Annotated in this window: 26 protein-coding genes; 17 read left to right on the top strand and 9 right to left on the bottom strand. The window is 67.4% G+C overall.

Annotation, left to right across the window (positions count from 1 at the left end):
* Positions 1-63: 63 nt before the first annotated feature.
* Positions 64-768 (bottom strand): DUF5828 family protein, encoded by a 705-nt coding sequence (locus tag G9465_RS03355; RefSeq protein WP_166967523.1) that lies wholly within the window; start codon positions 766-768, stop codon positions 64-66.
* 129 nt (positions 769-897) lie between these two features.
* Between G9465_RS03355 and G9465_RS03360 the strand changes: the two genes are divergently transcribed.
* The 5 genes from G9465_RS03360 (at position 898) to upp (ending at position 6822) form a co-directional block, all read left to right on the top strand.
* Positions 898-1590: a type 1 glutamine amidotransferase domain-containing protein gene (locus G9465_RS03360; RefSeq protein WP_166967525.1), complete on the top strand. Its 693-nt coding sequence runs from the start codon at positions 898-900 to the stop codon at positions 1588-1590.
* 135 nt (positions 1591-1725) lie between these two features.
* On the top strand, positions 1726-2796 hold the full coding sequence (locus G9465_RS03365) for a TAXI family TRAP transporter solute-binding subunit (RefSeq protein ID WP_166967526.1): 1071 nt from the start codon (positions 1726-1728) through the stop codon (positions 2794-2796).
* Between the two features lie 55 nt (positions 2797-2851).
* On the top strand, positions 2852-3340 hold the full coding sequence (locus tag G9465_RS03370; protein WP_166967527.1) for a DUF1850 domain-containing protein: 489 nt from the start codon (positions 2852-2854) through the stop codon (positions 3338-3340).
* Complete coding sequence (locus G9465_RS03375) at positions 3337-6069, top strand: TRAP transporter fused permease subunit (RefSeq protein WP_166967529.1); 2733 nt, start codon at positions 3337-3339, stop codon at positions 6067-6069. The genes G9465_RS03370 and G9465_RS03375 overlap by 4 nt, the downstream gene beginning before the upstream one ends.
* A 75-nt stretch (positions 6070-6144) precedes the next feature.
* On the top strand, positions 6145-6822 hold the full coding sequence (gene upp / locus G9465_RS03380) for a uracil phosphoribosyltransferase (protein ID WP_166967530.1): 678 nt from the start codon (positions 6145-6147) through the stop codon (positions 6820-6822).
* A 199-nt stretch (positions 6823-7021) separates the two neighbouring features.
* Here upp and G9465_RS03385 read toward each other — a convergent pair whose 3' ends face one another.
* The 5 genes from G9465_RS03385 to G9465_RS03405 all read right to left on the bottom strand — a co-directional run bounded on the left by G9465_RS03385 (position 7022) and on the right by G9465_RS03405 (position 10610).
* On the bottom strand, positions 7022-7633 hold the full coding sequence (locus G9465_RS03385) for a YigZ family protein (RefSeq protein WP_166967531.1): 612 nt from the start codon (positions 7631-7633) through the stop codon (positions 7022-7024).
* 32 nt (positions 7634-7665) lie between these two features.
* Positions 7666-8013 (bottom strand): 2Fe-2S iron-sulfur cluster-binding protein, encoded by a 348-nt coding sequence (locus G9465_RS03390; RefSeq protein WP_166967533.1) that lies wholly within the window; start codon positions 8011-8013, stop codon positions 7666-7668.
* 32 nt (positions 8014-8045) lie between these two features.
* A complete protein-coding gene (locus G9465_RS03395; RefSeq protein ID WP_166967535.1) occupies positions 8046-8549 on the bottom strand; it encodes an amino acid-binding protein in 504 nt (167 codons plus the stop codon).
* A 5-nt stretch (positions 8550-8554) separates the two neighbouring features.
* Entirely contained in the window at positions 8555-9142 is a 588-nt protein-coding gene (gene hisB, locus G9465_RS03400) for an imidazoleglycerol-phosphate dehydratase HisB (RefSeq protein WP_166967536.1), read from the bottom strand.
* Positions 9143-9395: 253 nt separating this feature from the next.
* Positions 9396-10610, bottom strand: a complete 1215-nt coding sequence (locus G9465_RS03405; RefSeq protein WP_227015699.1) for an MFS transporter — start codon at positions 10608-10610, stop codon at positions 9396-9398.
* A gap of 60 nt (positions 10611-10670) precedes the next feature.
* Between G9465_RS03405 and G9465_RS03410 the strand changes: the two genes are divergently transcribed.
* Positions 10671-11738 carry a TrmB family transcriptional regulator sugar-binding domain-containing protein gene (locus G9465_RS03410; protein WP_166967537.1) on the top strand — a complete coding sequence of 356 codons (1068 nt, stop codon included), beginning with the start codon at positions 10671-10673 and terminating at the stop codon, positions 11736-11738.
* 130 nt (positions 11739-11868) lie between these two features.
* Here G9465_RS03410 and hisA read toward each other — a convergent pair whose 3' ends face one another.
* A complete protein-coding gene (gene hisA / locus G9465_RS03415) occupies positions 11869-12606 on the bottom strand; it encodes a 1-(5-phosphoribosyl)-5-[(5-phosphoribosylamino)methylideneamino]imidazole-4-carboxamide isomerase (protein WP_166967538.1) in 738 nt (245 codons plus the stop codon).
* An 80-nt stretch (positions 12607-12686) separates the two neighbouring features.
* On the opposite strand from hisA, the gene G9465_RS03420 reads away from it, so the two are divergent.
* From G9465_RS03420 to G9465_RS03450, 7 genes are all read left to right on the top strand, one after another.
* Positions 12687-13349, top strand: a complete 663-nt coding sequence (locus tag G9465_RS03420; RefSeq protein ID WP_166967539.1) for a hypothetical protein — start codon at positions 12687-12689, stop codon at positions 13347-13349.
* 72 nt (positions 13350-13421) lie between these two features.
* Positions 13422-14588 carry an inorganic phosphate transporter gene (locus G9465_RS03425; protein ID WP_166967540.1) on the top strand — a complete coding sequence of 389 codons (1167 nt, stop codon included), beginning with the start codon at positions 13422-13424 and terminating at the stop codon, positions 14586-14588.
* Between the two features lie 91 nt (positions 14589-14679).
* A complete protein-coding gene (locus G9465_RS03430) occupies positions 14680-15876 on the top strand; it encodes an inorganic phosphate transporter (RefSeq protein WP_166967541.1) in 1197 nt (398 codons plus the stop codon).
* A gap of 83 nt (positions 15877-15959) precedes the next feature.
* Positions 15960-16349, top strand: a complete 390-nt coding sequence (gene fer1 / locus G9465_RS03435) for a ferredoxin Fer1 (RefSeq protein ID WP_166967542.1) — start codon at positions 15960-15962, stop codon at positions 16347-16349.
* A 107-nt stretch (positions 16350-16456) separates the two neighbouring features.
* Positions 16457-17536 carry an A24 family peptidase gene (locus tag G9465_RS03440; protein WP_166972884.1) on the top strand — a complete coding sequence of 360 codons (1080 nt, stop codon included), beginning with the start codon at positions 16457-16459 and terminating at the stop codon, positions 17534-17536.
* 121 nt (positions 17537-17657) lie between these two features.
* Entirely contained in the window at positions 17658-18020 is a 363-nt protein-coding gene (gene hisI / locus G9465_RS03445) for a phosphoribosyl-AMP cyclohydrolase (RefSeq protein ID WP_166967544.1), read from the top strand.
* Positions 18020-19132, top strand: coding sequence for a hypothetical protein (locus G9465_RS03450; protein ID WP_166967546.1), 1113 nt, complete (start codon positions 18020-18022; stop codon positions 19130-19132). Before hisI ends, G9465_RS03450 begins: the two co-directional genes overlap by 1 nt.
* Positions 19133-19138: 6 nt before the next feature.
* On the opposite strand, the gene glmM is transcribed toward G9465_RS03450, so the two are convergent.
* Complete coding sequence (gene glmM, locus G9465_RS03455; protein ID WP_166967548.1) at positions 19139-20512, bottom strand: phosphoglucosamine mutase; 1374 nt, start codon at positions 20510-20512, stop codon at positions 19139-19141.
* A gap of 229 nt (positions 20513-20741) precedes the next feature.
* Between glmM and pyrE the strand changes: the two genes are divergently transcribed.
* The 3 genes from pyrE (at position 20742) to G9465_RS03470 (ending at position 23152) form a co-directional block, all read left to right on the top strand.
* A complete protein-coding gene (gene pyrE, locus G9465_RS03460) occupies positions 20742-21281 on the top strand; it encodes an orotate phosphoribosyltransferase (RefSeq protein WP_166967551.1) in 540 nt (179 codons plus the stop codon).
* A 109-nt stretch (positions 21282-21390) separates the two neighbouring features.
* On the top strand, positions 21391-22827 hold the full coding sequence (locus tag G9465_RS03465) for an NCS2 family permease (protein ID WP_166967553.1): 1437 nt from the start codon (positions 21391-21393) through the stop codon (positions 22825-22827).
* A 67-nt stretch (positions 22828-22894) separates the two neighbouring features.
* Complete coding sequence (locus tag G9465_RS03470; protein ID WP_166967555.1) at positions 22895-23152, top strand: glutathione S-transferase N-terminal domain-containing protein; 258 nt, start codon at positions 22895-22897, stop codon at positions 23150-23152.
* A gap of 109 nt (positions 23153-23261) precedes the next feature.
* Here the strand turns inward: G9465_RS03470 and G9465_RS03475 are convergent, their stop codons facing one another.
* The gene (locus G9465_RS03475) at positions 23262-24230 is read right to left on the bottom strand and encodes a transcriptional regulator (protein WP_166967557.1); all 969 of its coding nucleotides are present in this window, start codon (positions 24228-24230) and stop codon (positions 23262-23264) included.
* 126 nt (positions 24231-24356) lie between these two features.
* Between G9465_RS03475 and G9465_RS03480 the strand changes: the two genes are divergently transcribed.
* Positions 24357-25622, top strand: coding sequence for a tRNA(Ile)(2)-agmatinylcytidine synthase (locus G9465_RS03480; protein WP_166967559.1), 1266 nt, complete (start codon positions 24357-24359; stop codon positions 25620-25622).
* The last annotated feature ends 56 nt before the right edge of the window (positions 25623-25678 follow it).

Raw genomic sequence — 25678 nt, forward strand, 5'->3', positions numbered from 1 at the left:
TCGCCTCAGTTCGTCTTCGCGTCAGCGATGCTGGAAGACGCGGTCGGCGACACGAACGTCGCCTCAGTTCGTCTTCGCATCGGTCTCTTCACCCGGTTCCGTCGCCTCGACGCCCTCGGCGGCCTCGACGGCCTCGGTCACCTTCTCGGTGTCGACGTGCCAGCGGTCGACCGATTGGTCGTAGTCGGCCAGTCGGTTCGAGACGCGCATCTTCAGGTCGTCGTCGTTGACGTTGACTTCGAAGACGTACTCGGGGCGGTCCTCGTCGCCGATGCGCCGGAGATTCGCGCTGACGAGTTCGTTGTCGAAGTAGTACGGCGCTATCTGTGTCATCACGTTGCGGTAGACGGCGTCCTCGACCTTCCGGAGCGCTTTCCGGCCGGCGGAGTCGGCCGCACGCGCGACGTAGTCGACGGACTCGCCCCACTTGTCGATGGCCTCGTCGGGTTCGTCGAGGTTCTCGTAGGACTCGCTCAACTTCTCACCGGCCGTCTGGAGGTCCTCGTCGGGGTTCTTGCCCGCCTGCTCTCCCTTCCCTTCGTCGACGCTCGCCTGCTCTGCGGTCTTCTCGTTGACGTCCTCGTCGAGTCGCTCGTGGCTCTTCGGGCGCCACTCGTCGAACTCCGAGAGGGCGCCGTCGTCTACCTCTGTGGTCTCGTCGTCGACGAGGTCTTTCAGTGCTTGTGTGATTCGCTCGCCGTGTTCGACTACGTCGACCCAACCACCCTGTGTCTTGAATCCGGAGACGCTCTCTTCGATATCTGCCATTGTAGAACGAGTTCGTGGTGCGGACGGTCTGGTACCGTGCTTGAAACGACTTGTCGCTCCGGCCGGTTAAGCGTTTCCGCCCCGGTGGGCGGCGGCCACTTATCTGGATTGACCGTGTACTATGTCGTGATGCCATCTGCACTATTCGTAGTCAGCGAGCACGGCTACTGGGGCGAGGAGTGTATCGAACCGCTGACGACGCTGACAGATGCCGGCGTCGACGTCACCGTTGCCACGCCGTCGGGCGAGAAACCGGTCGTCGACGAGCGCTCGGTCGATCCCGAGGAGGTCGGCGAGGAGACCGCAGAGCACGTCATGGAGGTCCACGAAACCGACGAGCGACTCAACGACCCGACGCCCATCGCCCGGACTGATGCCGCCGATTACGACGCCGTCGTCTTCCCCGGCGGCCACGGGACCGCGTGGGACGTCAATCAGGACAGCGACGCGCGCCGACTCCTGCGCGACGCCGTCGAGAGCGACAGTGGGAAAGCGCTGGTCGTCTGCCACGCCGTCGGTATCCTCGCGTTCACCCGCGACAGCGACGGTGGGTTCCTCGCGGCGGGCCGGTCGGTCACCGGGTTCCCGAACGCGTGGGAGGAGGGCATCGTCGACGAGGACGACCTGATGCCCGACGGTCGCAAACTCCCCTACTGGGTCGAGGACGAGGTCAAAGCTGTCGGCGCCGAGTGGGACGCCGAACTCGACGCCGACACGAGCGTCACCGTCGACGGCGACCTGATCACCGCCCGTGGCCCGCCCTCCTCGGCGGCGGCCGCTCGGACGCTACTCGAGGAACTGGGCGTCGAAAGCCCGGCCTAATCCGAGTACGCTACTAATTCCGTCGCTCGGTTTTCGGCCGTCCCATCGCGCCCGCGGAGACCTGCTTTTTCGTCCGGAAGGGGCGCTGTAACCTGTGTATATCTTAGTGCGTAGCAGGGGATTTTCAATGGACGTATGTCAGAAGACCCTACGCGGAAATCCACCCGACGGCGCTTCGTTCGAGCGGCCGGACTGACAGGTGTCGTCGCCCTCGCAGGCTGTGGCGGCGACGGTGGCGACGGTGGCGACGGCGGCGATGGCGGGGCCGAAACCGAGACCACCGCCATGGGCGACGGCGGTGATGGCGAGACCGAGACCACCGGGGACGGCGGCGATGGCGATGGACAGACCGAGACGCGCCTTTCCTGGCACGCCGGCGGGACCGGTGGGACGTACTTCCCGCTCTCGAACGAGTTCAAGACCATCGTCGAGGACAACACCGAGTTCACGCTGAACGTCCAGTCGACGGGCGCAAGCGTCGAGAACGTCGGCAACCTCGCCAGCGGGGACGCCGACTTCGCGCTCATCCAGAACGACATCGCCTCCTTCGCGAAGAACGGGACCGGCATTGACGCGTTCAAGGACAATGCCGTCCAGAACCTGATGGGGGTCGCGACGCTGTACCCCGAGACCATCACCATCGTCACGCTGGCCAACACCGGCATCACGCAACTGTCGGATCTCTCCGGGAAGACGATCAACACCGGTGACCTCGGGTCGGGCACGCAGGTCAACGCCCTCCAGATTCTGGAGGCCGTGGGTATCTCGAACTTCACCGAGCAGAACGCCTCCTTCTCGCAGGCGGCCGACCAGTTACGGAACGGCGACATCGATGCGGCGTTCGTCGTCGGCGGGTGGCCCGTCGGCGCAATCGAGGACTTAGCGAACACGAACAACCTCGTCATCGTCCCCATCCGGGGCCAGAACCGACAGGCCGTAAAGGAGGCGGCGTCGTGGTTCGCCGACGACACCATTCCCGGTGGCACGTACACGGGCGTCGGGAACGACGTCCAGACTGTCGCCGTGCAGGCGATGATTGCCACCCGCAGGGAACTGTCCGAATCGACGGTGGAGACCGTGACGGCGGCCATCTTCGACAACGTCGACCAACTCACCATCAAGACGGACTTCATCAGCAAGGAGTCGGCCCAGGACGGCATGTCCATCGAACTCCACCCCGGGGCGGCGGCGTACTTCGACGCCTGACCCGACCCGTGGTGCCAGCATCGCCCGCTACCCACGCTCGCCGGACGCCCACGACATGACTCGGCGCGTCGCCGTCGCACTCGCGTTCGTCGCGTTGCTCGCACTCGGGACGGCCGCGGCGGTACCGACCCAGCGGGTCCTCGTCGTCGAGGACGCCGAGAACGGGGAGCCGTACCTGACGGTCCCCGTCGAGAACGGGACGACGGTGGCGCTTTCGTACACCCACAGCGTCGAGAAGACCCGCGTCTACGACGGCTACACCGTCAGAGGCGACCGACTCGTCATGACCCGGATGGAGTTCGAATCGTACGGCTGGGGGCTGCCCAGCGGCGCGAACGTCACCCGGGAGAACGGGACGCTCGTCTACGACCCACCGGGGGCCTACACGCGATTCACCGTCGCACCCGGTGCCGTTGCAGGTCACCGCCTCCACGTCGGCGACCGGACCTACGATCTGGTCGCACTGAGCGACGAGCGTTCCGTGACCCTCCACCTCACCCGGCGGTCGGCGCTCGCGGCCGCTACGGATTCACTCGATACATGACCACGACACCACCCGGAGACGACATAGTGGACTCGCCCGAGGACGTCGCCGTCACCGACGAGGAGGTCGACGAAGTCCTTCAGGAGATAGAGCGCAAGCGGTCGTTGCAGGGCGCTGCGGCGGTGGTCGTCGCCGTCGTCGGCATCACCTTCTCGGTGTTTCAGATGTGGCTGGCAGCGAAGGGGTTCGTCCTCTCCGTCGACCTGCCGGGTCTCGGCACGGTTCAGTTCGCGGCGCTCCAACTCCTCCAGATAAACGCCGTCCACGTCGCGTTCGGACTCGTGCTCACTTTCCTGCTGTACCCCACGTCGACCGGAGATGGGCCGGTAACGCGCCGGTGCGTGACGCTGACGGCGTGGCTGGACGACCGGCTCGGGGCCGACCACCCCGTGGTCCGCGGCGTACACTGGGCCGGCGGAGCGCTCGCGTGGGTGTTCGTCGACCCCGACTTCGACCGCGTGACGCCGCTCGACGTGGTGCTGATGGGCATCTCGGTGCTGGCGGCGGCGTACTTCATCACCGACTTTCAGGAGATACAGCGGATGCGCGCGCTCGGACTGGAGTCCGGCCGACCCATTCAGGGAGTGTTCACGTTCCTCGAACCGATTGCGGGACTGCTCGGACCGCTCGCGGACACCTCCTACGCGTTCGTGCTGGGCGTCGTCGGCGTCTTGCTGGTGCTCGAAGCCACCCGGCGGGCCATCAGCCTCTACCTGATGGTCATCGTCGCGGCGTTCGTCGTCTACGCCCGCTTTGGCTTTCTCATCCCGCAGGACGCGGCGTACGTGGGCGTCCTCTCTATCCCGCCGCTGGCGTGGGACTCCATCATTCAGAACCTCTGGTACAACACGGAAAACGGCGTGTTCGGCATCCCGGTGACCGTCTCGGTGCAGTTCATCTACATTTTCATCCTCTTTGGGGCGTTTCTGGAGATGTCCGGGGCCGGCCAGTGGTTCATCGACCTCGCGTACGGCGCGACGGGGACCCGGCGGGGCGGCCCCGCGAAGGCCTCGATTCTGGCCAGCGGGTTCATGGGGACCATCTCCGGGTCCTCTATCGCCAACACCGTCACGACGGGCGCGTTCACGATTCCGCTGATGAAGCGGTCTGGCTACCGCCCCGAGTTCGCCGGCGGCGTCGAGGCCTCGGCGTCGTCTGGCGGGCAGATTCTCCCGCCGGTGATGGGCGCCGCCGCGTTCCTCATCGTCCAGTACACGGTGACGCCGTTCCGCGACGTCATCATCGCCGCCACCATCCCGGCCATCGTCTTCTTCTTCGGCGTCTGGGTGATGGTCCACTTCGAGGCGACAAAGCGCAACATCGGCGGTCTGGACCCCTCCGAACTGGTGGACATCCGCCAGCACCTCAAGACCGGGTGGTTCTACCTCGTCCCCATCGGCCTCCTGCTGTACTACCTCATTATCGAACGGCTCTCGGTCGCCCGGTCGGCGTGGTTCACGCTCATCGCCATCGGGGCGCTCGTCGCCCTCGTGGCGGCGTACAGCGACGAGACGCGGGGTCGACTCGTCGCTATCTTCGGCGCCCTGTTCGTCGCCAACTTCGTCGCACAACTGCTCGCGGGCGTCGGATTCCTCGGTGCGCTGCTCGGTGACGGTACCGGCGGCCAGTCGGTACAGGCGGCGTTTGCGGCCACCGTCGGCGGCCTCGGCGGAATGGCGATCGTCGCGGGCGTCCTGACGCTGGCGACGCGCCCCGCTCTCGACTCGCCCATCCTCTCGTTCGACGACGCCGTCGACGACGCCGCCCAGACGACGGCCGACGCCATCGGCCGGTCCGAACTGGCGAGTAACGGGCTCTACCGACTCACCGTCTTCCTCGGGAAGTCGATGGAGAGCGGCGCTCGGACGGCGGTGCCTGTCGTCATCGCTGTCGCCGCGGCGGGCATCATCCCCGGCGTCATCAGCGTCTCCGGTCTCGGGCCGAATCTGGTGGCGCTCATCCGCGCCGTCGCCGGCGGGTCGCTGGTCCTCCTGCTTCTGGTCACTGCCGTCGCCTCCATCATCCTCGGGATGGGGATGCCGACCACCGTGACGTACATCATCCTCGTCTCTCTGCTCGCGCCGGCGCTGGTGGGGTTTGGCGTTCCGGAACTGGCCGCGCACCTGTTCATCCTCTATTTCGGCGTCATCGCGGACATCACGCCGCCGGTGGCCGTCGCCGCCTACGCGGCCTCGGGGGTGGCGAAATCCGACGCCTTCCAGACGGGCATCGAGGCGTTCTCGCTGTCGCTGAACAAGGCTATCGTCCCGTTCGCGTTCGTCCTCGCACCCGGCATCGTCCTCCTGCGACGGAAGGCCAACGCCGACGAACTCCCCCTCGGCGAGCAGTACCGCGTCGTCCAGCTAACGGACTTTTTGGACCCCGGCTTCGCCATCTTCGAGGTGTTCATCCCCGTCGCCGGGGTGTTCATCGGCGTCGTCGCGCTGGCGGCGACGGTCATCGGCTACGTCTCGGCCCCGGTTTCTCGCAGCCAGCGGGGGGCCTTCGCGGTCAGTTCCCTCCTCCTGATGGCGCCCGGACTGGCGGTCTCCGGGCTGTACGATCTGTTGGGACTGATCGGCGTCGGCGTAGGCGGCGGCGAGGTGTCGCTGGTCGTCGACATCAGCCTCCGGGCGGTCGGTCTCGTGTTGTTCGTCGCGCTCATGCTGGAGAACCGCCGGCGCGGGGAGGCCGTCGCGGAGTCGGCAGCCGGGGCGGAACCGGCGTGAACTGACGGCGGGCCGCCGCGACGCGGCCACTCGAATGTCGTCACAGTTTAATCGGCGCGCACCGACGGGCCGGGTATGACTATCGAAGAGCGCGGCGACGCCTCGCTCGTCACGCACGCCCTCGCGAAGGACGAACTCTCGCGACTGCGCGACGTCGAGACCGAACAGGTCGAGTTCCGCAAAGGACTGGTCCGACTGGGCCGCATCTGCGGCTACGAGATAATCGACGGTCGGATGGAGACCGAGTACACGGAGATCCAGACGCCGTTGACGACGACGATGGGCGAACGCGTGAAAGGACTCGACGACGTCGTCATCGTCAACGTCCTCCGGGCGGCGACGCCGTTCGTCGAGGGCCTGCTCAAGGCGTTCCCGCGCGCCCGGCAGGGAGTCATCTCGGCGAGTCGCGACGAGTCAGCGGGGATGAACGAGGACGGCGAGTTCCCCATCTCCGTCGAGTACGAGAAGATGCCCGACATCAGCGAGGACGACACCGTCATCGTCGCCGACCCGATGCTGGCCACCGGGTCGACGATGTGTACGGTCCTCGACCACATCACGAGCAACGGGCCCGACCCGGAGCGACTCATCGTCCTCTCGGCGGTGTCGGCCCCGCCGGGCGTCGTCCGCGTCGCCGAGGCGTTCCCCGACGTGGACCTCCTGACCGTCGCAATCGACGACGAACTCGACGACGACGGCTTCATCGTCCCCGGACTCGGCGACGCCGGCGACCGCGCGTTCCGTACGGACTGAGCGCGACCCGAAATCCGTATAAGCGGGATGCCACAACAGCCGTGACGTCCCGGGTCCCTCGACGTTTTCGTCGGCTGTCGAACCCCTTCACTTCAGTTGGAAAACGACAGACAGCTATTGAATTTACTTCCACACGAAACGGTATCTGACGCACGCATGACGGGTCAGGTGCTCGCTGGTGTCGTCGGCTGTCGAACCGTCATTCGGGGTCGCTCGCGTCGATACTCGCTCGGCCGCTGGTCGCACTGCGGATGCGGTCTCTGAGGGCCGCCCCCTCCGCCGTCGGGACGCGGACGGCAAAGCGCACCTCGGCCTCGTAGTCGGCCTCGAACTCCACGTCGGCGGATTCGAGCAGTCCCCGGACGCTCCCGGAGTCGTCGTACTCGACGGTGACGGTGAACCGCTCGTGGGGGACCGACTCGACGACGCCCGCGGCGTCGACGCCCTCTTTGACCGCCCGACCGTACGCTCGGGCCAACCCACCGACCCCTAGATTCGTCCCGCCGTAGTAGCGAGTGACGACGGCGACGACGTTCTCTAACTCCTGTTGCTGGAGGACGTTCAGCGCCGGTTTGCCCGCACTGCCGCTCGGTTCGCCGTCGTCGCTCGAATACTCCCGGAACGGTGAGGCCCGAACGCGGTAGGCCGGCACGTTGTGGGTGGCGTCGGCGTACGTCTCGTAGATTTCCTCGACGAACGCTTCCGCCTCGTCGACGGTCTCGACGGGGGCGACGTGACCGATGAACTCCGAGCCCTGCACCTCGAAGCGGGCCTCCGCCCGTTCCGCGACGGTCAGATAGCTCTCTGCCACGCCGGTCGGTACTCCCGGCGGGCGAATAGCCCTTATCCTTCGCCGGACCCGCCGCCGGTCTCGCGCCCGCCCCACACGCGCTTGTCGAGTACCTGCACCCGCATCCCGTCCCGGACTCGTAGCTGACAGGACAGTCGCGGGTAGCCAAAGCGGTCGGCGAGGTCGTCGTGCCAGTGGTCGGGGTCGGGGGCCTCGGCCAGTCGGACCCCACAGGTCGCACAGAGGCCGCGACCGCCGCAGTTGAGACGACGGGCGTAGCGACCGTGCGGGCTGATCCCGGCGTCGAGGAGGGCGTCCCGGAGGACGGTCCCGGTCTCGGCGCTGACCTCGCGGACCTCGCCGTCGGGCGTCTCGACGGTGACGGTGGCGGGGTAGCTCATACGACGCAATCGGCCCGCACTCGGAAAAACGCTCAGGCCAGTTCGATGGTCCGGACGAACGGCATCGCCCGAATCTCGTTGATGAGGTCCCCCGGCAACGCCTCGTCGGTGATGACGTACAGGCGCGGTTCGTCCGTGAACTCCGGGTCCTCGCTCAAGACCTGCCGGATGGAGATGTCCCGGTCGGCGATGGCGCCCGTGACCGTCGAGACGATACCCGACTCCTCGGCCGACCGCACGGAGACGGTGATGGCGGTGAGGTCAAGCACCGGCGCCAAATCGAGCAGACTCGGGACGGAGGAGATGTTGCGGAAGATGCGCCGTAACTCCTCGTCGTCGAGGATGGCGTCCGTCGTCGCGTTTACGACCCGGCGGTCGACACCGGCCTCGCGGGCGATGCCGGTGTTCGGAATCTCGATGCCGCCCGAGACGACCCGGCCCTCCTCGTTGACCGAGAACCCCCGCTCCAGCAGGAGGCGGATGACCGCCTGCTGGCCCGGCGAGTCCTCGAACTTCGCCATTATCTCGTCGAACATCGGCGCTACAGTTCGCCCTTCGTGCTCGCGACGTCGCTCCGTCGCTCGTCGATGCGGGTGGCGTCGTCCAGCGCCCGCGCCAGTCCCTTGAACAGCGCCTCTATCTCGTGGTGGGCGTTCTCGCCGTCGACGCCGCAGTGCAGCGTGAGACCGGCGTTGGTCGCCAGCGAGCGCCCGAAGTGTTTCGCCATGTGGCTGGTCATCTCACCGACCTCGCTCTGGGAGAACTCGCCGTCGAAACTGTAGTACGGCCGGCCCGAGACATCGACGACGACGCTGGCGACGGCCTCGTCCAGCGGGACTCTCCGGTCGGCAAAGCGGGTGATACCGCGCTTCTCGCCCAGCGCTTCCTCGAAGGCCTGCCCCAGCGTGATGGCCACGTCCTCGACAGTGTGGTGGTCGTCGACGTCGAGGTCGCCGTCGCAGTCGACGGTCAGGTCAAAGAGGCCGTGCGTCGAGAAGGAATCGAGCATGTGGTCGAAGAAGCCGATACCGGTGTCGACGGTCGAGTCGCCGTCGCCGTCGATATCGAGCGTCACCTCGATGTCCGTCTCGGCTGTCTCGCGGGTGACGGCCGCGGTGCGGTCGCTCATACGTTGCCTCTAACGGGCCGTCTATATGGGAATTGCGTCCGCTCGGTGTCGCTGGTGCTCCGCTCGGGGTCGGCACTTCTGTCGCGCACACCCAGAAAGCCCCCGGCCGCTGGACTACTGCAACTCGCTGTGTGCGTCCTTCGCGCCTCAGTCCAGTGCTTGCGTCGTTTCGAACGCCCAGCGACCGGCCCCGTTCGGTCCCGCCCGATAGTCCTCTAACCGGAAGACACAGACGGTGGCTGGTTCGTCGCCGTCAGGACTCCTGTACGCGCCCGGTCGTGTACCACGCCACGAGGAGGAGGGCGAGGAGCGCACACAGCGGAAGCAACAGGAGGCGCATCGCCTGGACGACGTCCGAGCCGCTGATGACGAAGCCCATGATGGCGGGGACGGCGGCGAATCCCGCCGAAGACGTGACGGCGGCCGTCGAGTTGACCGGGGTGCTGTGTTCCGGCATGCCGTCGACGCCGTAGGCGACCAGCGTCGGGTACAGGCCCGAGAGCAACAGACCGAAGGTGAAGACGCCCGCGAGGAGTCCGTACCCATCGGCGACGAAGAACGTATACCAGAACGTCGGAACCGAGAGCGCGACGAGACCGGCGCTCAGGCGGAGGTAACCGAACCGCTCCGAGAGGCGTCCGGAGACGAACCGACCCGGGACGTACGCGGCGAGCAGCACCGACAGCGACGCCGTCGCCAGCGTGTCGGAGAGACGACTCTGTGCGTAGGTGGTCAGCCACGTGAAGATACCGCCCTCGAACCCGGAGACGAGGAAGACGCCGGCGGCCATCGCCAGCACTTCGGGCCGGCGGACGAGACGCCGGACTGCGGTCAGGTTCATCGGGTCGTCGCCGCCGCCCACCGCGGGCGCCGGCAGCGAGTGGACCAGCAGGAGGAGCGGAACGAACGCCACGGCGAGCGCGAAGTAGGCGTAGCGCCAGTCGCCCGCGAGGAGCGCCCCGGCTACGAGCAGCGGGCCGATGGTCGCGCCGACGGCCCACATCATGTCGTAGTAGCCGAACAGCCGCCCCCGCTGGCTGGGGTAGAGGTGGCTCAAGAGTGGGCGGGCGCTCCCGCGGCCGACGCCAGTGAACATCCCCCGACCGAACAGCGCCGCGAGAAAGAACAGGAACGAGGGAGCGACGCCCATCACGAGGATACCGGCGCCGGTGCCGACGACCGCGAGCAAGAGAAGGCGGCGGGTGTCGAACCGGCCGCCGACCGCGCCGACGAGCATCACCACCACGAGAAAGCCGACGGTGCCGGCCGGTGCGACCAGTCCGAGTTGCCACTCCGGCGCGCCGAACTGCTGTTGGAGGGCCGGGATGACCGCCCCGCGCATCTGCAGGCCAGCGCCCTCTAGTGCCATGTACGCGAACGCGACGACCGTCCACCACCGTCGGCTCGTCCGCTCGGTGTCGCTCTCGTGGTCCGTCTCGGCCGCTGTGGCGGTGGCCGTCTCGCCCATACTCTGGTCTGAGCGCCCTATGGGAAAAATATTTTGTATGTAGTAAAATAACTCTCTACCATGTCTGCGGAGGCGCTGCGCGAGCATCTCGCGACGTTCGGACTCTCGGAGAAGGAGATAGCGGCGTATCTGGCGGTGCTGCGGGTCGGCGAGGCGACGACTGGTGAGGTGTCGGCGGCCGCGGACGTCTCCCAGGGCTACGTCTACGAAATCGCTGGATCGCTCACCGAGCGCGGACTGGTCACCATCGACGAGACGGCCAGTCCGACGGTCCTTCGGGCCCGGCCGCCCGAAGAGGCGCTGGCGTCGCTCGCCTCCCGCCTCGACGAGGTGCGCGAGAGCGTCGAGACGCTGTACACTGCGCCGGCCGACGACGGCCCGGCGCTCGAAGTCGTCCACTCCCGGTCGACGGTCCGAAAGCGGGCCACGCAGTACCTCGCCGCCGCCGACCGGGAGGCGTTCCTCGTGCTCCCAGCCCCGGAGGTTGCCCACCTCGACGACGCCCTCGCCGATGCCCGGGACCGTGGCGTCTTCGTCTATCTGCTCGCCGTCGCGCCTCTCTCGGCTGAGACGCTAGACGTGGACTGGAGCGCGTGTACCGACGTCGTCAGGACGTGGGACGCCGCGCCGCCGGTCCACGTCCTCGTCGACGACACGACGGGGCTGTTCGGGGCGCACGGCATCCTCTCGGGTCGACACGGCGAGGAGTACGCGCTTGCGTTCGCCCAGCGAGAGGTCTGGAGCGGCTTCTTCGGCAACGCCGTCGCCAACTTCTGGCCGATGGGCGAGGACCACTACGTCACCGACCCCGACCCGCTTCCGGCCACCTACGGTCACCTCCGGACGGCAGCGACCAACGCTGCGCTCCACCGGGCGGCAGGCCGGGAGTTGCTGGCCGACGTCACGCTCGAAGACGTCGAGGCCGGGACCGAACGCCGCTACGAGCGGGTCCCGGTCGTCGCGGTGCGCCAGAACCTCGTCGGCGACCCGACGAACGACTTCCCGATGGAGAACAGCATCGTCTTCGAGACCTCGGACGGTCGCATCGCCGCGGGCAACACCGACGGCGGTATCGGGCCGTTCTACGAGGGGTACGGCGCCCGGTCGGTGACGCTGTATGAGGGCTAGCGAGGGCCGTGACCGACGGGAGCGGCCCTCGGAGAAGCGCAGCGGTGACTGGCAGGAACCGCGAGCAGGCGGGGGTGGTGTGGGCTGTGCGGATGCGACCGACGGGAGCGGCCCTCGGAGAAGCGCAGCGTTAGGCTCGCTCGGCGACGGCGTCCATCGCTGCTTCGAGGGTGAACGCGCCCTCATAGAGCGCGCTGCCGACGACGACGGCGGCCGCCCCGGCCGATTCGAGGGCCAGTACGTCCTCGACGGTGGCGACGCCGCCGCTCGCGACGACGGGTATCTCGACGGCCTCGACGATGCGGCGGACGGGGTCCGTGCGCACGCCTTCCAGTTGGCCCTCGACGTCGACGTCGGTGAAGAGGACGCCGCCGGCACCCAGTTCTTCGTACCGCTGTGCGGCCTCGGCGGGGTCCAGTCCGGTCCCCTCCGTCCACCCCGAGACGACGACTTCGCCGTCTTTCGCGTCGAGGCTGACGAGGACGCTTTCGGGATGGGACTCGCTGATTTCGGCGACGATGTCCGGGTTCTCGACGGCGGCGGTGCCGAGGATGACCCGATCGACGCCGCGGTCCAGCAACGAGACGGCGTCTTCGGCCGTGCGGATGCCCCCACCCAGTTGCACGTCGACGTCGTCGCCGACGGTCGAGAGGACCGCGTCGATGGCGTCGGCGTTCTCGCGTTCGCCCTCGAACGCGCCGTCTAGGTCCACGAGGTGGAGCGTTCGGGCGCCGGCCTCGACCCAGCGCTCGGCCGCCTCGACGGGGTCGCCGTACGTCTTCTCGGTGCCACGCTCGCCGCCCACCAGTTGTACGACCTGCCCGTCCTGCATGTCGACGGCCGGAACGACCTCGAACTCGGGAAACATGGCCGAGGCTCGGGCGTCGGCGGGCGAAAGCGTGTCGGTCGTCGGATTACCTTTATACGATGGCGTGTGAATAGATAACTATGTCCGCTTCGATTCCGGTCCTCTCTCCGATAGCGCGTCGTCTCGAAGCCATCATGTTCGGACAGTACGAGGACCAGTATCGGGTGTTCACACAGGCCGTACTGGTCGTCGCCGTCGGTCTGTCGCTCTCGTGGGGGCTGGCCGCGTTCGGTCTCGTGCCGCTTTCGGACGGTACGACGTTGATGCTCGCGACCGCCGCGAGCATCGCTATCTCGGCGTTCGTCGTCGTCGGTCTCCTCCAGTTTCTCGTCATGGCGAACGTCCTCGAACGGACCAACGAGGACGTCGCCACCAAAGCGGCCGAACTCGAACAGGCCGCAGAGCAACTAGAACAGACCGCAGAGGAACTGGAGACGACTGCTGGTTCGGTCGAGGACGCCGCAACGACCGTCGACGAGGCGGCCGAGGACGTCGAACAGACTGCTGACGAGGTCGAACAGACCGCGACAGCGACCGGCGACGAGGACGCCGCCGAGAAGGCGACCGAGGTCAAAGACAAGACGACGGAAGCAAAAGACAAGACCAGCGACGCCAAAGAGACCGCCGAATCCGTCACCGAAGAGGTCGAGGCTGCCAAAGAGACCGCGAGCGACGTCGAGGAGACGGCGGCAGAGAAGCGCGAACGGTTGGCGAACGCCGACAGCGAGGACGACACGGAGTGATCTGCACGGACCGGCCGTGCGGTCGCGACTGTGGTCGGTAGTCTTTAACCGCCGCCCGGTCTGGCGTCTTGTATGGTCGAGGTTCTCTTTGTGCTCGGACTAGCTGTTGCCGTCTTCGTCGGCTTCAACATCGGGGGTTCCTCGACGGGCGTCGCCTTCGGCCCCGCCGTCGGGAGCGACACGATATCGAAGACCATGGCGGCCGGCCTGATGACGGTTTTCGCACTGCTCGGCGGCGCCACCGTCGGTACTGAGGTCATCGAGACGATGGGAGGCCGCATCGTCCCGAGCAGCGAGTTCACGCTGCTTGCGAGCGTCACGGTCCTGTTTTTCGTCGGCCTCGCCTTGCTCGTCTCGAACCTGTTTGGCGTGCCCGCCTCGACGTCGATGACGGCGGTCGGCGCCATTGCCGGTCTCGGCGTAGCCAGTGGAACCATCGACTGGAACGTAATGGGCCGCATCGTCTCGTGGTGGCTGGTCGCCCCGATCGTCGCCTTCTGGCTGTCGGCGGTCATCGGTCGCTACCTCTACCCGCATCTGGCGGCCCGCATCGTCTTCGAGACCGACGGACCGGGAACCACCCGACGGGAGCGAGTGGGACAGTTCCTCGTGGTCGCTATCGGCTGTTACATGGCCTTCTCGGCGGGGGCGTCGAACGTCGCCAACGCCGTCGCACCGCTGGTCGGGAGCGGGGAACTCGAACTGTATCCGGGCGTCGCACTCGCCGGCGCGGCCATCGGTGTCGGCGCGTTCACCATCGCCCGCCGGACGCTTGACACCGTCGGCAACGACCTCACCGAACTGCCGATTCTCGCGGCGCTCATCGTCGAGACGGTGAGTGCGACCATCATCAGCCTGCTGTCGCTGGCCGGTATTCCGGCGAGCCTCGCCGTCTCGGCGACGATGTGCGTCGTCGGCCTCGGGTGGGGTCGGGCGACGCGGACGACGCGGCTGGCCGAGGCGGCGGGGGCCGCAGTCACTGGTGCCGCTGCCGGCGGGAGCGGGGGCACGGGCGTCTCGGTCAGTGCGCTCAACGTCGACGCCGAAGAGAACCCCACGTCATCGGGGTCCGGTGAAGCGAGACCGGTCGCCAAAATCGGCGAAGAGGACCCCGAGTCGGTGACGACCGCCGCCGACCTGTTCGACCCCTCGGCCACCGGTCGGGTCGTGATGCTGTGGATACTGACGCCGTCTATCTCCGCGCTGGCGTCCTACCTCGTCTTCCAGTACGTGTTGTAGCGAGAGCCTGACCGACGGGAAGGGTATCGCACGCGAACGGTACGCGGTAGCGAGACGGTAGGCTTTACCGGCCGCCGGGCTTGCATCCCGTATGGTCGAGGTTCTCTTCGCGCTCGGACTCGTGGTCGCCGTTTTCGTCGGTTTCAACATCGGAGGTTCCTCGACGGGCGTCGCCTTCGGCCCGGCGGTCGGGTCGAACACCATCACCAAACTCTCTGCGGCGGCGCTGATGACCGTCTTCGCGCTCGCGGGGGGCCTGCTCGTCGGCCCCGCGGTGGTCAAGAGTCTCGGGAGTGACCTCGTGGCGACTCAGTTCTCGCCGCTCGTCAGCATCGTCGTCCTCTTTTTCATCGGGACGGCGCTCTTCCTCTCGAACGTCGCGGGCGTACCCGCCTCGACGTCGATGACAGCCGTCGGGGCCATCGCCGGCCTCGGACTGGCGAGACAGACACTCAACGAGGGACTGATGCTGGAAATCGTCTCGTGGTGGCTCGTCTCGCCGATTATCGCCTTCTGGGTCAGCGGCGTCATCGGCCGGTACTTCTACCCGACGCTCGTCGAGTGGTTCGCCGTCTCCCAGAGCGAGGGGTCATTGCTCACGATAGACCGTTCGGGGAGTCTCCCGCGCCCGGAACTCGGTGAGAACACGACGCCACGGGAGTTCGTCGGGACCGTCGTCGTCATCGGCATCGGGTGTTACATGGGGTTCTCGGCGGGGGCGTCGAACGTCGCCAACGCCGTCGCACCGCTCGTCGGCAACGGGTCGCTCGACCTCTACCCGGCCATCCTGCTCGGCGGCGGCGCTATCGGCCTCGGCGCGTTCACCATCGCCCGCCGGACGATGGACACCGTCGGCAACGACCTCACCGAACTGCCCCTCGTCGCGGCCATCGTCGTCGCCACCGTCGCATCGACCATCGTCACGTTCCTCTCGGCGCTTGGCATCCCCGCGAGTTTCGTCATCATCGCGACCATGAGCATCGTCGGCCTCGGGTGGGGCCGTGCGACCCGGACGACGACGCTCTCGGAGACGATGAAAGGCGAGGTGCCGGCGGCCTCCGTCGGGTCGTTGACTTCGGACTCCGCACCGACCGTCGGCGACCAGACGGAGGACCCGCCGGCCGACGACCCCGCACCCATCGGCGAGGAATCCCGAGAGGACGTCCCGACGGCGTCGGACCTGTTCGAACCCGGGACGACCGCACGGGTCATCTTCCTCCAGAACGTCGTCCCGTCGATTGCCACCGTCGCGGCGTACCTCGTGTTTCGTTTCTCACCTATCGTCTGACCCCCTCGCCGTCCCTCACAATCGTTCATGCGATCGTCCTGAAGGGCAAAGTCTAACAAGTCGGCCTCCGAACTACGCAGGTGATGCCCACGGTAGAGTACCTTAATTACGAAGTAGTGGACGACAACGGCTGGGACATGTACGACGACGACGTCTTCGGCGAGGCTGCCGACATGGACCTCGACGACGAGGACTACGGTTCCCTCGAAGTCAACGAAGGCGAATACATCCTCGAAGCTGCCGAGGCTCAGGGCTACGACTGGCCCTTCTCGTGTCGCGCTGGCGCCTGTGCGAACTGCGCTGCCATCGTCATCGAAGGCGACATCGACATGGACATGCAGCAGATCCTCAGCGACGAGGAAGTCGAAGACAAGAACGTTCGTCTGACCTGCATCGGCAGCCCCGACGCCGACGAGGTCAAGATCGTCTACAACGCCAAGCACCTCGACTACCTGCAGAACCGCGTCATATAACGCTGTTCTGCGGTTCTTTCCGCTTTCTTCCCGAGGAGCCGCTGCTGTACCGTAGCGCGTTTCCCCGACCCGGAACCATTAGGGCCGTCGCCGTGAGACCACAAGGCGTGCTGGGGTCGATACCGGACCTGTTGCGACTGCTCGCGGTCCCCGTGTTCGGGTGGGCGGCGTACCGCGACGTGAAGACCCGCCGGGTCCCGAACCGGGCGTGGGTGCCGCTGGCGGCGCTCGCGGTCGTCTTGCTCCTGTGGGACAGCTATACGGTCCTCACCGGGCCGACGGCCGGCCGGGCGTTCCTGCTCCGGGTGGCGATCAGTCTGGGCTTCGTCGCACCGCTCGCCTACGGGTTCTGGCTCGTCGGCGGGTTCGGCGGCGCCGACGCGAAGGCGTTCATGCTCGTCGCCGTCCTCTTTCCCGTCTACCCCGTCTACTACCTCCCGACGGCGGCGCTCCCGCTGGAGCCGTCGGCGCTGGGCGTGTTCTCGCTGACCATCCTCTCGAACACCGTCCTCGCGGGGGTGGTCTACCCGCTCGGCGTCGCCGTGAGCAACCTCGCACGTGGACGCTTCTCGCTGGCGATGTTCATCGGCAAACCCGTCGCCGTCGACGCCGTCCCCGAGGAGTACGGCCGCCTGCTTGAGACCACCGACGGGTTCACCCGGAGCGGTCTCGATATCGACGCCCTCCGGATGTACCTTCAGTGGCGCGGGGCCACGCTCGCCGAGGTGCGGGCCGACCCGGACCGGCACCGGGACCCCGACTCGCTCCCGCGGGTTCCCAACGACCCCGGCGACGGGGCTATCGTCACCGACGGCGGGGAGCCGAGCGACGCGAGGCGAACCTCGTCGGAATCCCGTTCCGACGGCGGGGAGCCGAGCGACGCGAGGCGAACCTCGTCGGAATCCCGTTCCGACGGCGGCGTCTCGCCCGACGCCGCCACCGAGTTCGGGACCGCCGCTACCGCCGACCCGTGGGGGGCCGAGCGCTTCCTAGACGACATCGAAGGATCGGCCTACGGCACCTCGCCCGAGCAGTTACGCGAGGGGCTGGAGGTGCTCGTCAGCGAGGACGAGGTGTGGATATCGCCGGGCATCCCGTTCCTCGTCCCGATGTTCGCCGGTCTGGTCGTCTCGCTGGTGTACGGCGACGTGCTGTACGCCCTGCTCGGACTCGTCGGCGTGGCGTGAGTTCGCCCGGGACACGACCCGGACCGCGCACGACACTGGGACCGAACGGCTCTGGCTGGCGAACATCCCCGCTCCCAGCCACGACAAAAGACCTATCTTCGGGACAGGCGACCTCTCGGGTATGACCGACGTCGCCCTCGCGTTCGACGAGCAGGAGTACATCCCGGCGGTCGCACAGGACGCTGACTCCGGCGAGGTGCTGATGCTCGCCTACGTCACCGAGGAAGCGCTCGAACGGACCCGCGAGACGGGCTACGCCCACTACTACTCCCGGAGCCGCGACGAACTTTGGAAGAAGGGCGCCACCAGCGGCCACACGCAGGCAATCGAGGAGGTGCGCGTCGACTGCGACGGCGACGCCCTCCTCTATCTGGTCGAGCAATCGGGCGGGGCCTGTCACACCGGCTACGAGTCCTGTTTCTACCGCACCGTCGACGGCGAGGAAGTCGGTGAACAGGTGTTCGACCCCGACGACGTGTACTGATGACCGATGCTGCTGTGGCCCTGCGAACCGCCGCCGAGGAGCGCGACCGGGCCCGCGAGCGAGTCGAGGACGTCGGCGAGGAGCGTCTTCGCGCCTGCCAGACTGCCTACCGGGAACTTCGGGACTTGCTTGACCGCTACGAGGAAACGGCGACGGGCAGCGGCGACTTCAAGGCGTTCACGGAGTTTCAGGGTGCCGTCGCGACGCTGACCGACGGATTGGACGGGGACCTGCCCGAACGCGAGACGTTCGAGGCCATCGACGAGTCCCTGCAGAAACGACGGCTCACCGAGAGCGACTTCGAGTCGGCCCGGTCGAGGCTCGACCCGGTCGCCGACCTCGTCGGCCGTCTCGACGAGTGGGCACAGGCCCGCGAGGACTACGCCGACGCCCGGCGGGCCGCCCGGAAGCGACTGGGCGAGATCGACGCGCGAATCGACGAGCTGGACCGCCTCCAGCGTCTCGGCGACGCGGATTTAGACGCCCCGGTCGACGACCTCCGAGCGCCGATCGACGCCTACGACGCGTCGGCCCGCGAGGCCTTCAGCGAGTTCCGGGACGAAGCACCCGCTCGCGAGGTGCTGTCCGCGGTCGAGCGAGCGGAGGCGTTCCCGCTGGTCGACTTTCAGTCCCCGCCCGAGGAGTTGCTGGCTTACGTCCGCGACCACGAGGCGGGCACCGAACCGATTCCGAAACTGCTGGAGTACGCCGACTACTCGGCGTCGAAACTGGACCACTACGTCGACGATACGGCGGCCCTCCGGCAGACCGTCGCCACGCGCCGGACCTACCTCCGGAATCTCGACGCCGAACCGCTGACGGTCGGGTGGCCGCCGCCGCCCGGCGACCACTTGCCGTGGCTCGTCCGCGAGTACCGCTCCGTACTCGCTGGCTTCGCCGACGACTCGGTGATCGCGTGCCTGCGTGACGTGCGAGCGCTCGCCGACCGCGAGGACTACGCGACCCTTCGAGAGAGCGCGCTCGCTCGCGAGGAACTGTCCACAGAGGAGCGCGAGCGACTCGAAGACGGCGCTGTCGACCGGGAACTCGACTCGCTCCGAGCGGAGCGGGACGCTATCGAGTCGGCACTAGACGAGTACGGCCCGCTGTAACGTGGCTCAGGCGTCGTTCGTCGCCGTCTGGTTCGTGGCGGCGTCGACCATCTGCGCGGCGAGTTCTTCGGCCCGTTCGGGCGAGCGGGCCTCGGCGTAGACGCGGACGACCGGTTCCGTCCCCGACGGGCGAGCCAACACCCAGCCGTCGCCGTAGTCGAGTCGCCAGCCGTCGGTGGTATCGAGGTCGGCGCCCGAGGCGTCGGCGCGGGCCTCGATGCCGTCGAGCATCGCCTCGCGCTGGCCCTCGTCGTCGACGGTGAGGTTCCGGCGGACGTTGTAGTACTCGTCGTAGGGGGCGATCAGTTCGTTGGCGGGCGTCTCCGCGACGAGTTCACAAAAGCGCGCCGCGGTGTAGGCCCCGTCGCGGGCGATGCGGTACTCGGGGAAGAGGATGCCGCCGTTGCCCTCGCCGGCGATGCTGACGCGCGTGCCCGTCGATTCCAGTTCGCGGATGCGGCTGACGATGTGCGTCGACCCGATCGGTGTCAACGAGAGGGTGGCGTCGGCGGCGTTCACCACGTCGACGAGTCGCTGGGAGGCGTTGACCGCCGAGACGACGCCATCGCCGGGGTCGAGTTCCGCTGCCGCCAGTGCCGCCAGCGCGGCGTCGCCCTCGATGTGTTCGCCGGTCCCGTCGACGAACATCGCCCGGTCGGCGTCCCCGTCGTGGGCGATGCCGAGGTCCGCGTCCGTCGCCTCGACGTAGGCCCGCAGGTCCCCGAGGTTCGCTGCGACCGGTTCGGGGTTCCGTCCGGGGAAGTGGCCGTCCGGTTGGGCGTTGACGGTGTGGACCGTACAGCCCAGTTCCCGGAACAGGTCGGGACTGATCAGCGACCCCGCGCCGTGGCCGGGGTCGACGACGACGGTGAGGTCGGCGTCGGCGATGCGCTCGCGGTCGACCGCCGACACAACCGCCTCGCGGTAGGACCGCCGCGCGTTCTCGATGGGGCGGTCCTCGCCCACGCGGTCCCACGCGGCCTGTTCGATGTTGCCGGACAGCGCCGACTCGACGCGGTCCAGCGTCTCTCGCGTCAACTCGACGCCGTCGGAACCGACGAGTTTCACGCCGTTGTACGCCGGCGGGTTGTGACTGGCCGTAATCATCACGCCGGGAATCGCCTCGCGTTCGCAGTAGGCCTGTAACCCCGGCGTCGGGACGATGCCGAGTCGGTCGACGTCGAACCCGATGCCGGTGAGGCCGCCGGTGGCGGCGTTGACGTACGTCCGACCGGTCGTCCGCGTGTCCCGCGCGACGGCGATGCGGTCGTACTCCTCGGTCCAGACGCTCCCGGCCGCCTGTGCGACCCGCAGGACGTACCGCGGCGTCAACTCTTCGCCCGCGACGCCCCTGACACCGCTCGACCCGAACACGTGCATTCACGCGGGACTGCGTCGCCGACCGGCTTATGAATGTCGCCGCTAGCTCGTGGCGATGGTTCGTTTGTCGTCGGCAATCGGCCCGCTTCCGACAGCCAGAAAGTGCCCGGTCGGGTGTTCCACGGGGCTTTCTGACTGTTCTGACCCTCGTCTTCGTTCGCACCGAGAGCCACAGCCGTGGCGAGAGCGATTCCAACAGCCATTAGCCACCGGCCCCGAACCAGAGAGTATGGCCAACGACGAACTCATCGCGGCGCTCCGTGACGCTGACGCGGTCAAGTACGGGGAGTTCGAACTCTCCCACGGCGGGACCTCGAACTACTACGTCGACAAGTACGTCTTCGAGACGAACCCTCGGTGTCTGGAACTCATCGCCGAGGCGTTCGCAGAGCGCGTCGCGGACACGAAACTCGCCGGCGTCGCGCTCGGCGGCGTGCCGCTGGTGGCGGTCACCAGCGTCGAGACGGGCCTGCCCTACGTCATCGCCCGCAAACAACAGAAGGAGTACGGCACCGGCAACCTCGTCGAGGGGAACCTCGAAGACGGGGAGGAGGTCGTCGTCGTCGAGGACATCGCGACGACGGGCCAGAGCGCCATCGACGCCGCGGAGGCGTTGCGAGACGCGGGTGCGGTGGTCAATCGTGTCCTCGTCGTCGTCGACCGCGAGGAGGGCGCCCGCGAGAACCTCGCCGAACACGGCCTCGAACTGGAGTCGCTGGTCACGGCATCGGACCTGCTGGCCGACGCGCCCGAGGACGTCGACGTCTAACCGCGAGCAAACGACAGGACACGCCCGGCGTCCGTCGACTCGTCGTCCAGCCGACCATTATTAGCCACTCTCGCCACGCTTAAGCCGGTCTGTACAGAGAGTGGGATAAATGGCGGGAACACTCGAAGAGTTGTTTGGTCTCGAAGAACACGGCACCGACGTACGGACCGAGATTCTGGCCGGGATAACGACGTTCCTGACGATGAGCTACATCGTCGTCCTGAACCCGGCGATTCTCACGTCCTTCCCCGACGACAACACGCCGGGTGGCATCGCCATCTCCGGCTACGGCCCCGGCGAGATATTCCAGATGCTCGCCGTCGTGACGATCCTCTCCTCTGCCGTCGCGATGCTGGTGATGGCCTTCTACGCCAACCGACCGTTCGGCCTCGCGCCCGGCCTCGGCCTGAACGCCTTCTTTTCCATCACCGTCGTCGGCGTCCTCGGCGTGCCGTGGCCGACGGCGCTCGCGGCCATCGTCGTCGAGGGCATCATCTTCACCGTCCTCACGGCTATCGGCGCTCGCGAGTACATCATCAAACTGTTCCCCGAACCCGTGAAGTTCGCCGTCGGCGCGGGTATCGGCCTCTTTCTCGCTATCATCGGCCTGCAGGCGATGGGCATCGTCGTCGACGACCCGGCGACGCTCGTCGGCACCGGCAACATCGCCAGTGACCCCGTGGCTATCCTTTCGGTGGTCGGTCTGTTCCTCACGTTCGTCCTGTACGCGGCGGGCCTCCGTGGCTCGATCATCGCCGGCATCCTCCTGACGACGCTCGCCGGCGCAATCGCGACGTTCGCCGGCCTCGTCGAACCCGGCGTGCTTGCGACCGACGCCGTCCGGAACGGCGGCTTCGACGCCTCCCGACTCGCCTCCGCACAGTACGACATCACGCCGCTGGCCGGCGCGTTCCTCTCCGGGTTCGGCAACGTCGAGGCGTTCACCTTCGCGCTCATCGTGTTCACGTTCTTCTTCGTGGACTTCTTCGACACCGCCGGGACGCTCGTCGGCGTCGGGCAGGCCGGCGGTTTCCTCGACGAGAACGGCGACTTCCCCGACATCGACAAGCCGCTGATGGCCGACGCCGTCGGGACGACCGTCGGCGGGATGCTCGGCACGTCGACGGTGACGACGTTCATCGAGTCAGCGACCGGCATCGAGGAGGGTGGCCGGACGGGACTCACGGCTCTCGTCGTCGCTGTCCTGTTCCTCGCGTCGCTCGCCATCGTGCCGCTGGCGAGCGCGATTCCGCTGTACGCCTCTCACATCGCGCTCGTCGTCGTCGCCGTCCTCATGCTGCGCAACGTCGTCGACATCCAGTGGGACGACTTCGCCCACGCCGTGCCGGCCGGCCTGACCATCATGGTGATGCCCTTTACCTACTCCATCGCTTACGGTATCGCCGCCGGAATCATCTCTTACCCTATCGTCAAGACCGCGCAGGGCGAGTTCGACGACGTCCTCGTCGGCCAGTGGATACTGGCCGCCGCGTTCGTCCTCTACTTCGTCGTCCGAACCGGCGGCGTCCTCTCAAGCGCGGTCTGACGGCGCTGTTCGACCGACACACATCACCGACGCCCTTTTTCCGGTCGAACATCTATGCACCTCCGAGATGGCAAACCTCGAACTCTACGAACTAGAAGGCTGTCCCTACTGTGCGAAGGTCGTTACGAAACTCGACGAACTCGGACTCGACTACGAGTCTCACATGGTTCCGCGGTCCCACAGCGAGCGCACGGAAGTGAAGGACGTCTCCGGCCAGACAGGCGTCCCGGTCCTCGTCGACAACGACCACGGCATCGAGGGGATGCCCGAGTCCGACGACATCGTGGAGTACTTAGAAGAGACGTACGGCGGCGGCGCGGCGTAAGTCCGGACGCGTTTTCACCCGACTCAGTCGGCGAGCGACTGCTGTCGAAGGCTGGAGGCCGTGCTCCCGCGATCCGGTTCTCGTCGAACGCGGCCTCCGTCCAGACGGTCTATGCCACTTCCTCGGGGTCCTCGCCGCGTTCCATGATGAGGTCCCGCAGGTCGTCGGCGTCCTCTATCTCTTCCATCTCTTCTTCCTCGATGAGCGCCGTCCCGTCGACGGACTCGCGGGTGAGTTCGTCGACGACGTACACGGAGCGCGTGCGAGTGACCTCGCCGACGGAGGACATGATGCGGGCCCGTTTCTCGGCGGCCTCGGTGAAGGCCGAGTGGCCCGTCAGCACCTGCTCGCGCCGGCGAGCGTTCTCGTTGACCGTCTTGAACGGCGCGCGGTCGGTGGGGTGGACCTCGAACCCGATGCGGGTGAAGACGGTGGCGATAGGTTCGTCCTCCGGCGCCACGTCCGGGTCCTCCGGCGTGGGTTCGTCGTCGCGGATGTCTTCGGTGCCCTCGAGGACGCTGACCGGCGAGGTCAGCGGCGCGTCGAAGAGGTCCTCCAGTTCGGCGGCGACGTCGACGGAGGCGTCCATCCCGTCCTCGTACTTCGAGACGGTGCGGCGGGAGACGCCCAGTTCCTTCGCCAGACGGCCCAGCGACCACTCTCTCTCCTCGCGGGCGTCCGCCAGTACTTCGGAGTCGATGTTGACGTACAGGCCGCCCGGCGCGGCGTAGATGAGCGGCGGGACTTCCTCCACGAACAGGTCGAGCGCCGTATCGGGCGAGAGGACGGGGACGCCGTGGCGGAAGTAGACGACGCCCGGTTTCAGTTCCTCGTCCCGGGTTCGGAGGCCGACGACGATGGGCGTCGCGTTCAGGTAGGTGCCCAGACGGCGCATCTCGCCGCCGGTGCGGGCGTCGAAGGCGTCGATGTTGCCGAGTATCTTCACGAGCAACACGTCCTCGCCGCGGCGGGCCGCGACGTCGAAACTCTTGGGTCGAATCGCACACCGGTCGCTCACGAGGAACCCGGCGTCCTCGAGCATGGCGGTGACGTTGCCGACCAGTGCCGACCGTGACATAGTACTCGGTACCTCTATTGATGGTAAGCCAGTCACCGAATATATGAGTTGTGCCGCCAGCGCAGTGTCTCTCGGCCGACACGACACTGCGAAACAGGTTTCCCGGACACCCGGGTAGATTCGTTCGTGACTGTCGTCGGGATAGACGATACGGACTCGCGCGAGACGGGGATGTGTACGACCTACGCAGCGGCCCAGTTAGCCGACGCCGTACGCGACGCTGGTGGCACCGTCGACCGTGTGCTGTTGGTCCGCTTGAACCCCGCCGTCGAGCACAAGACCCGCGGCAACGCCGCACTGGCGGTCCACACCGACCTCGACGCCGACCGAGCGACCGCGCTCGTCCGCGAGACGCTCTCCCTCGCACGGACCGACGACCCGAAGACGAATCCGGGTGCAATCGTCGCCGACTGCGACCCCGACGCCGTCCCGCCGCAGGTGGCCGAGTTCACACTCGACGCCATCCGGGAGATACAGGACCGCGTGACGGCGACGACGCTCGCCGACTTCGCGGGGTTTGCCCGCGTCGAACGCGGCAACGGCCGGGGCCTCGTCGGTGCGCTGGCGGCCGTCGGGGCGTGGGCCGCCCTCTCCGACTGGACGTACGAACACATCGCCTACCGCGAGCAGTCGCGCTGGGGCACCGAGCGAGACGTAGACGCAGAGAGCGTGCGGGCCGCCGCCGACGCGCACTACCCGACGGTGTGGGACACCGTCGACCACGAGTCTGGCTATCCGGTGTGTGTCCCCCGAACGCCGTGTCCCATCCTCTATGGCATCCGCGGTGACGACGCCGACGCCTGCCGGGCCGTCGCCGACGCCATCGACGGCGAACCCGTCGCCGACAGCGCGACGTTCCTCACGAATCAGGGCACCGACGTCCACCTACAGGACGCTCCCCTCGGCGAGGTCAGGGAAGACAGCGCCTTCCGCGTCACCGGGACGGTGGTAGCCCCGCCCGAGACGCGACGGGGTGGCCACGTCTTCCTGACGCTCGCCGACGGCGACGCACGCCTCCAGTGTGCGGCCTTCGAACCGACGAAGCGTTTCCGTGACCGCGTGCGCGCCCTCCGGGAGGGCGACCGCGTGACGGTCTGTGGCGAGGTGTCCGACGGGACGCTGAAACTGGAGAAGTTCGCCGCCCGCGAGTTGGTGACCACCGAACGCGTGACGCCGACGTGTCCCGACTGCGGGGGGTCGATGTCCTCGGCCGGTCGGAATCAGGGGTACCGCTGTCGGGACTGTGACACCAGCGCGGACGGCAAGGTCGAACGGGCGGTCGACCGAGTCCTCGAACCGGGGTGGTACGAGGTGCCGCCGGTGGCGCGTCGCCACATCGCGAAGCCGCTGGTTCGCGGCGGGTTCGACGGGCCGATACACCCGGAGCGGTGAGCGTCGGCGGGCGACCCAGCGCGAGGGCGTGCGCGACCGTTTGGGCGGCGGTTGGC

The organism is Haloarcula sp. JP-L23 (assembly GCF_011602445.1).
GTDB lineage: Archaea > Halobacteriota > Halobacteria > Halobacteriales > Haloarculaceae > Haloarcula > Haloarcula pellucida.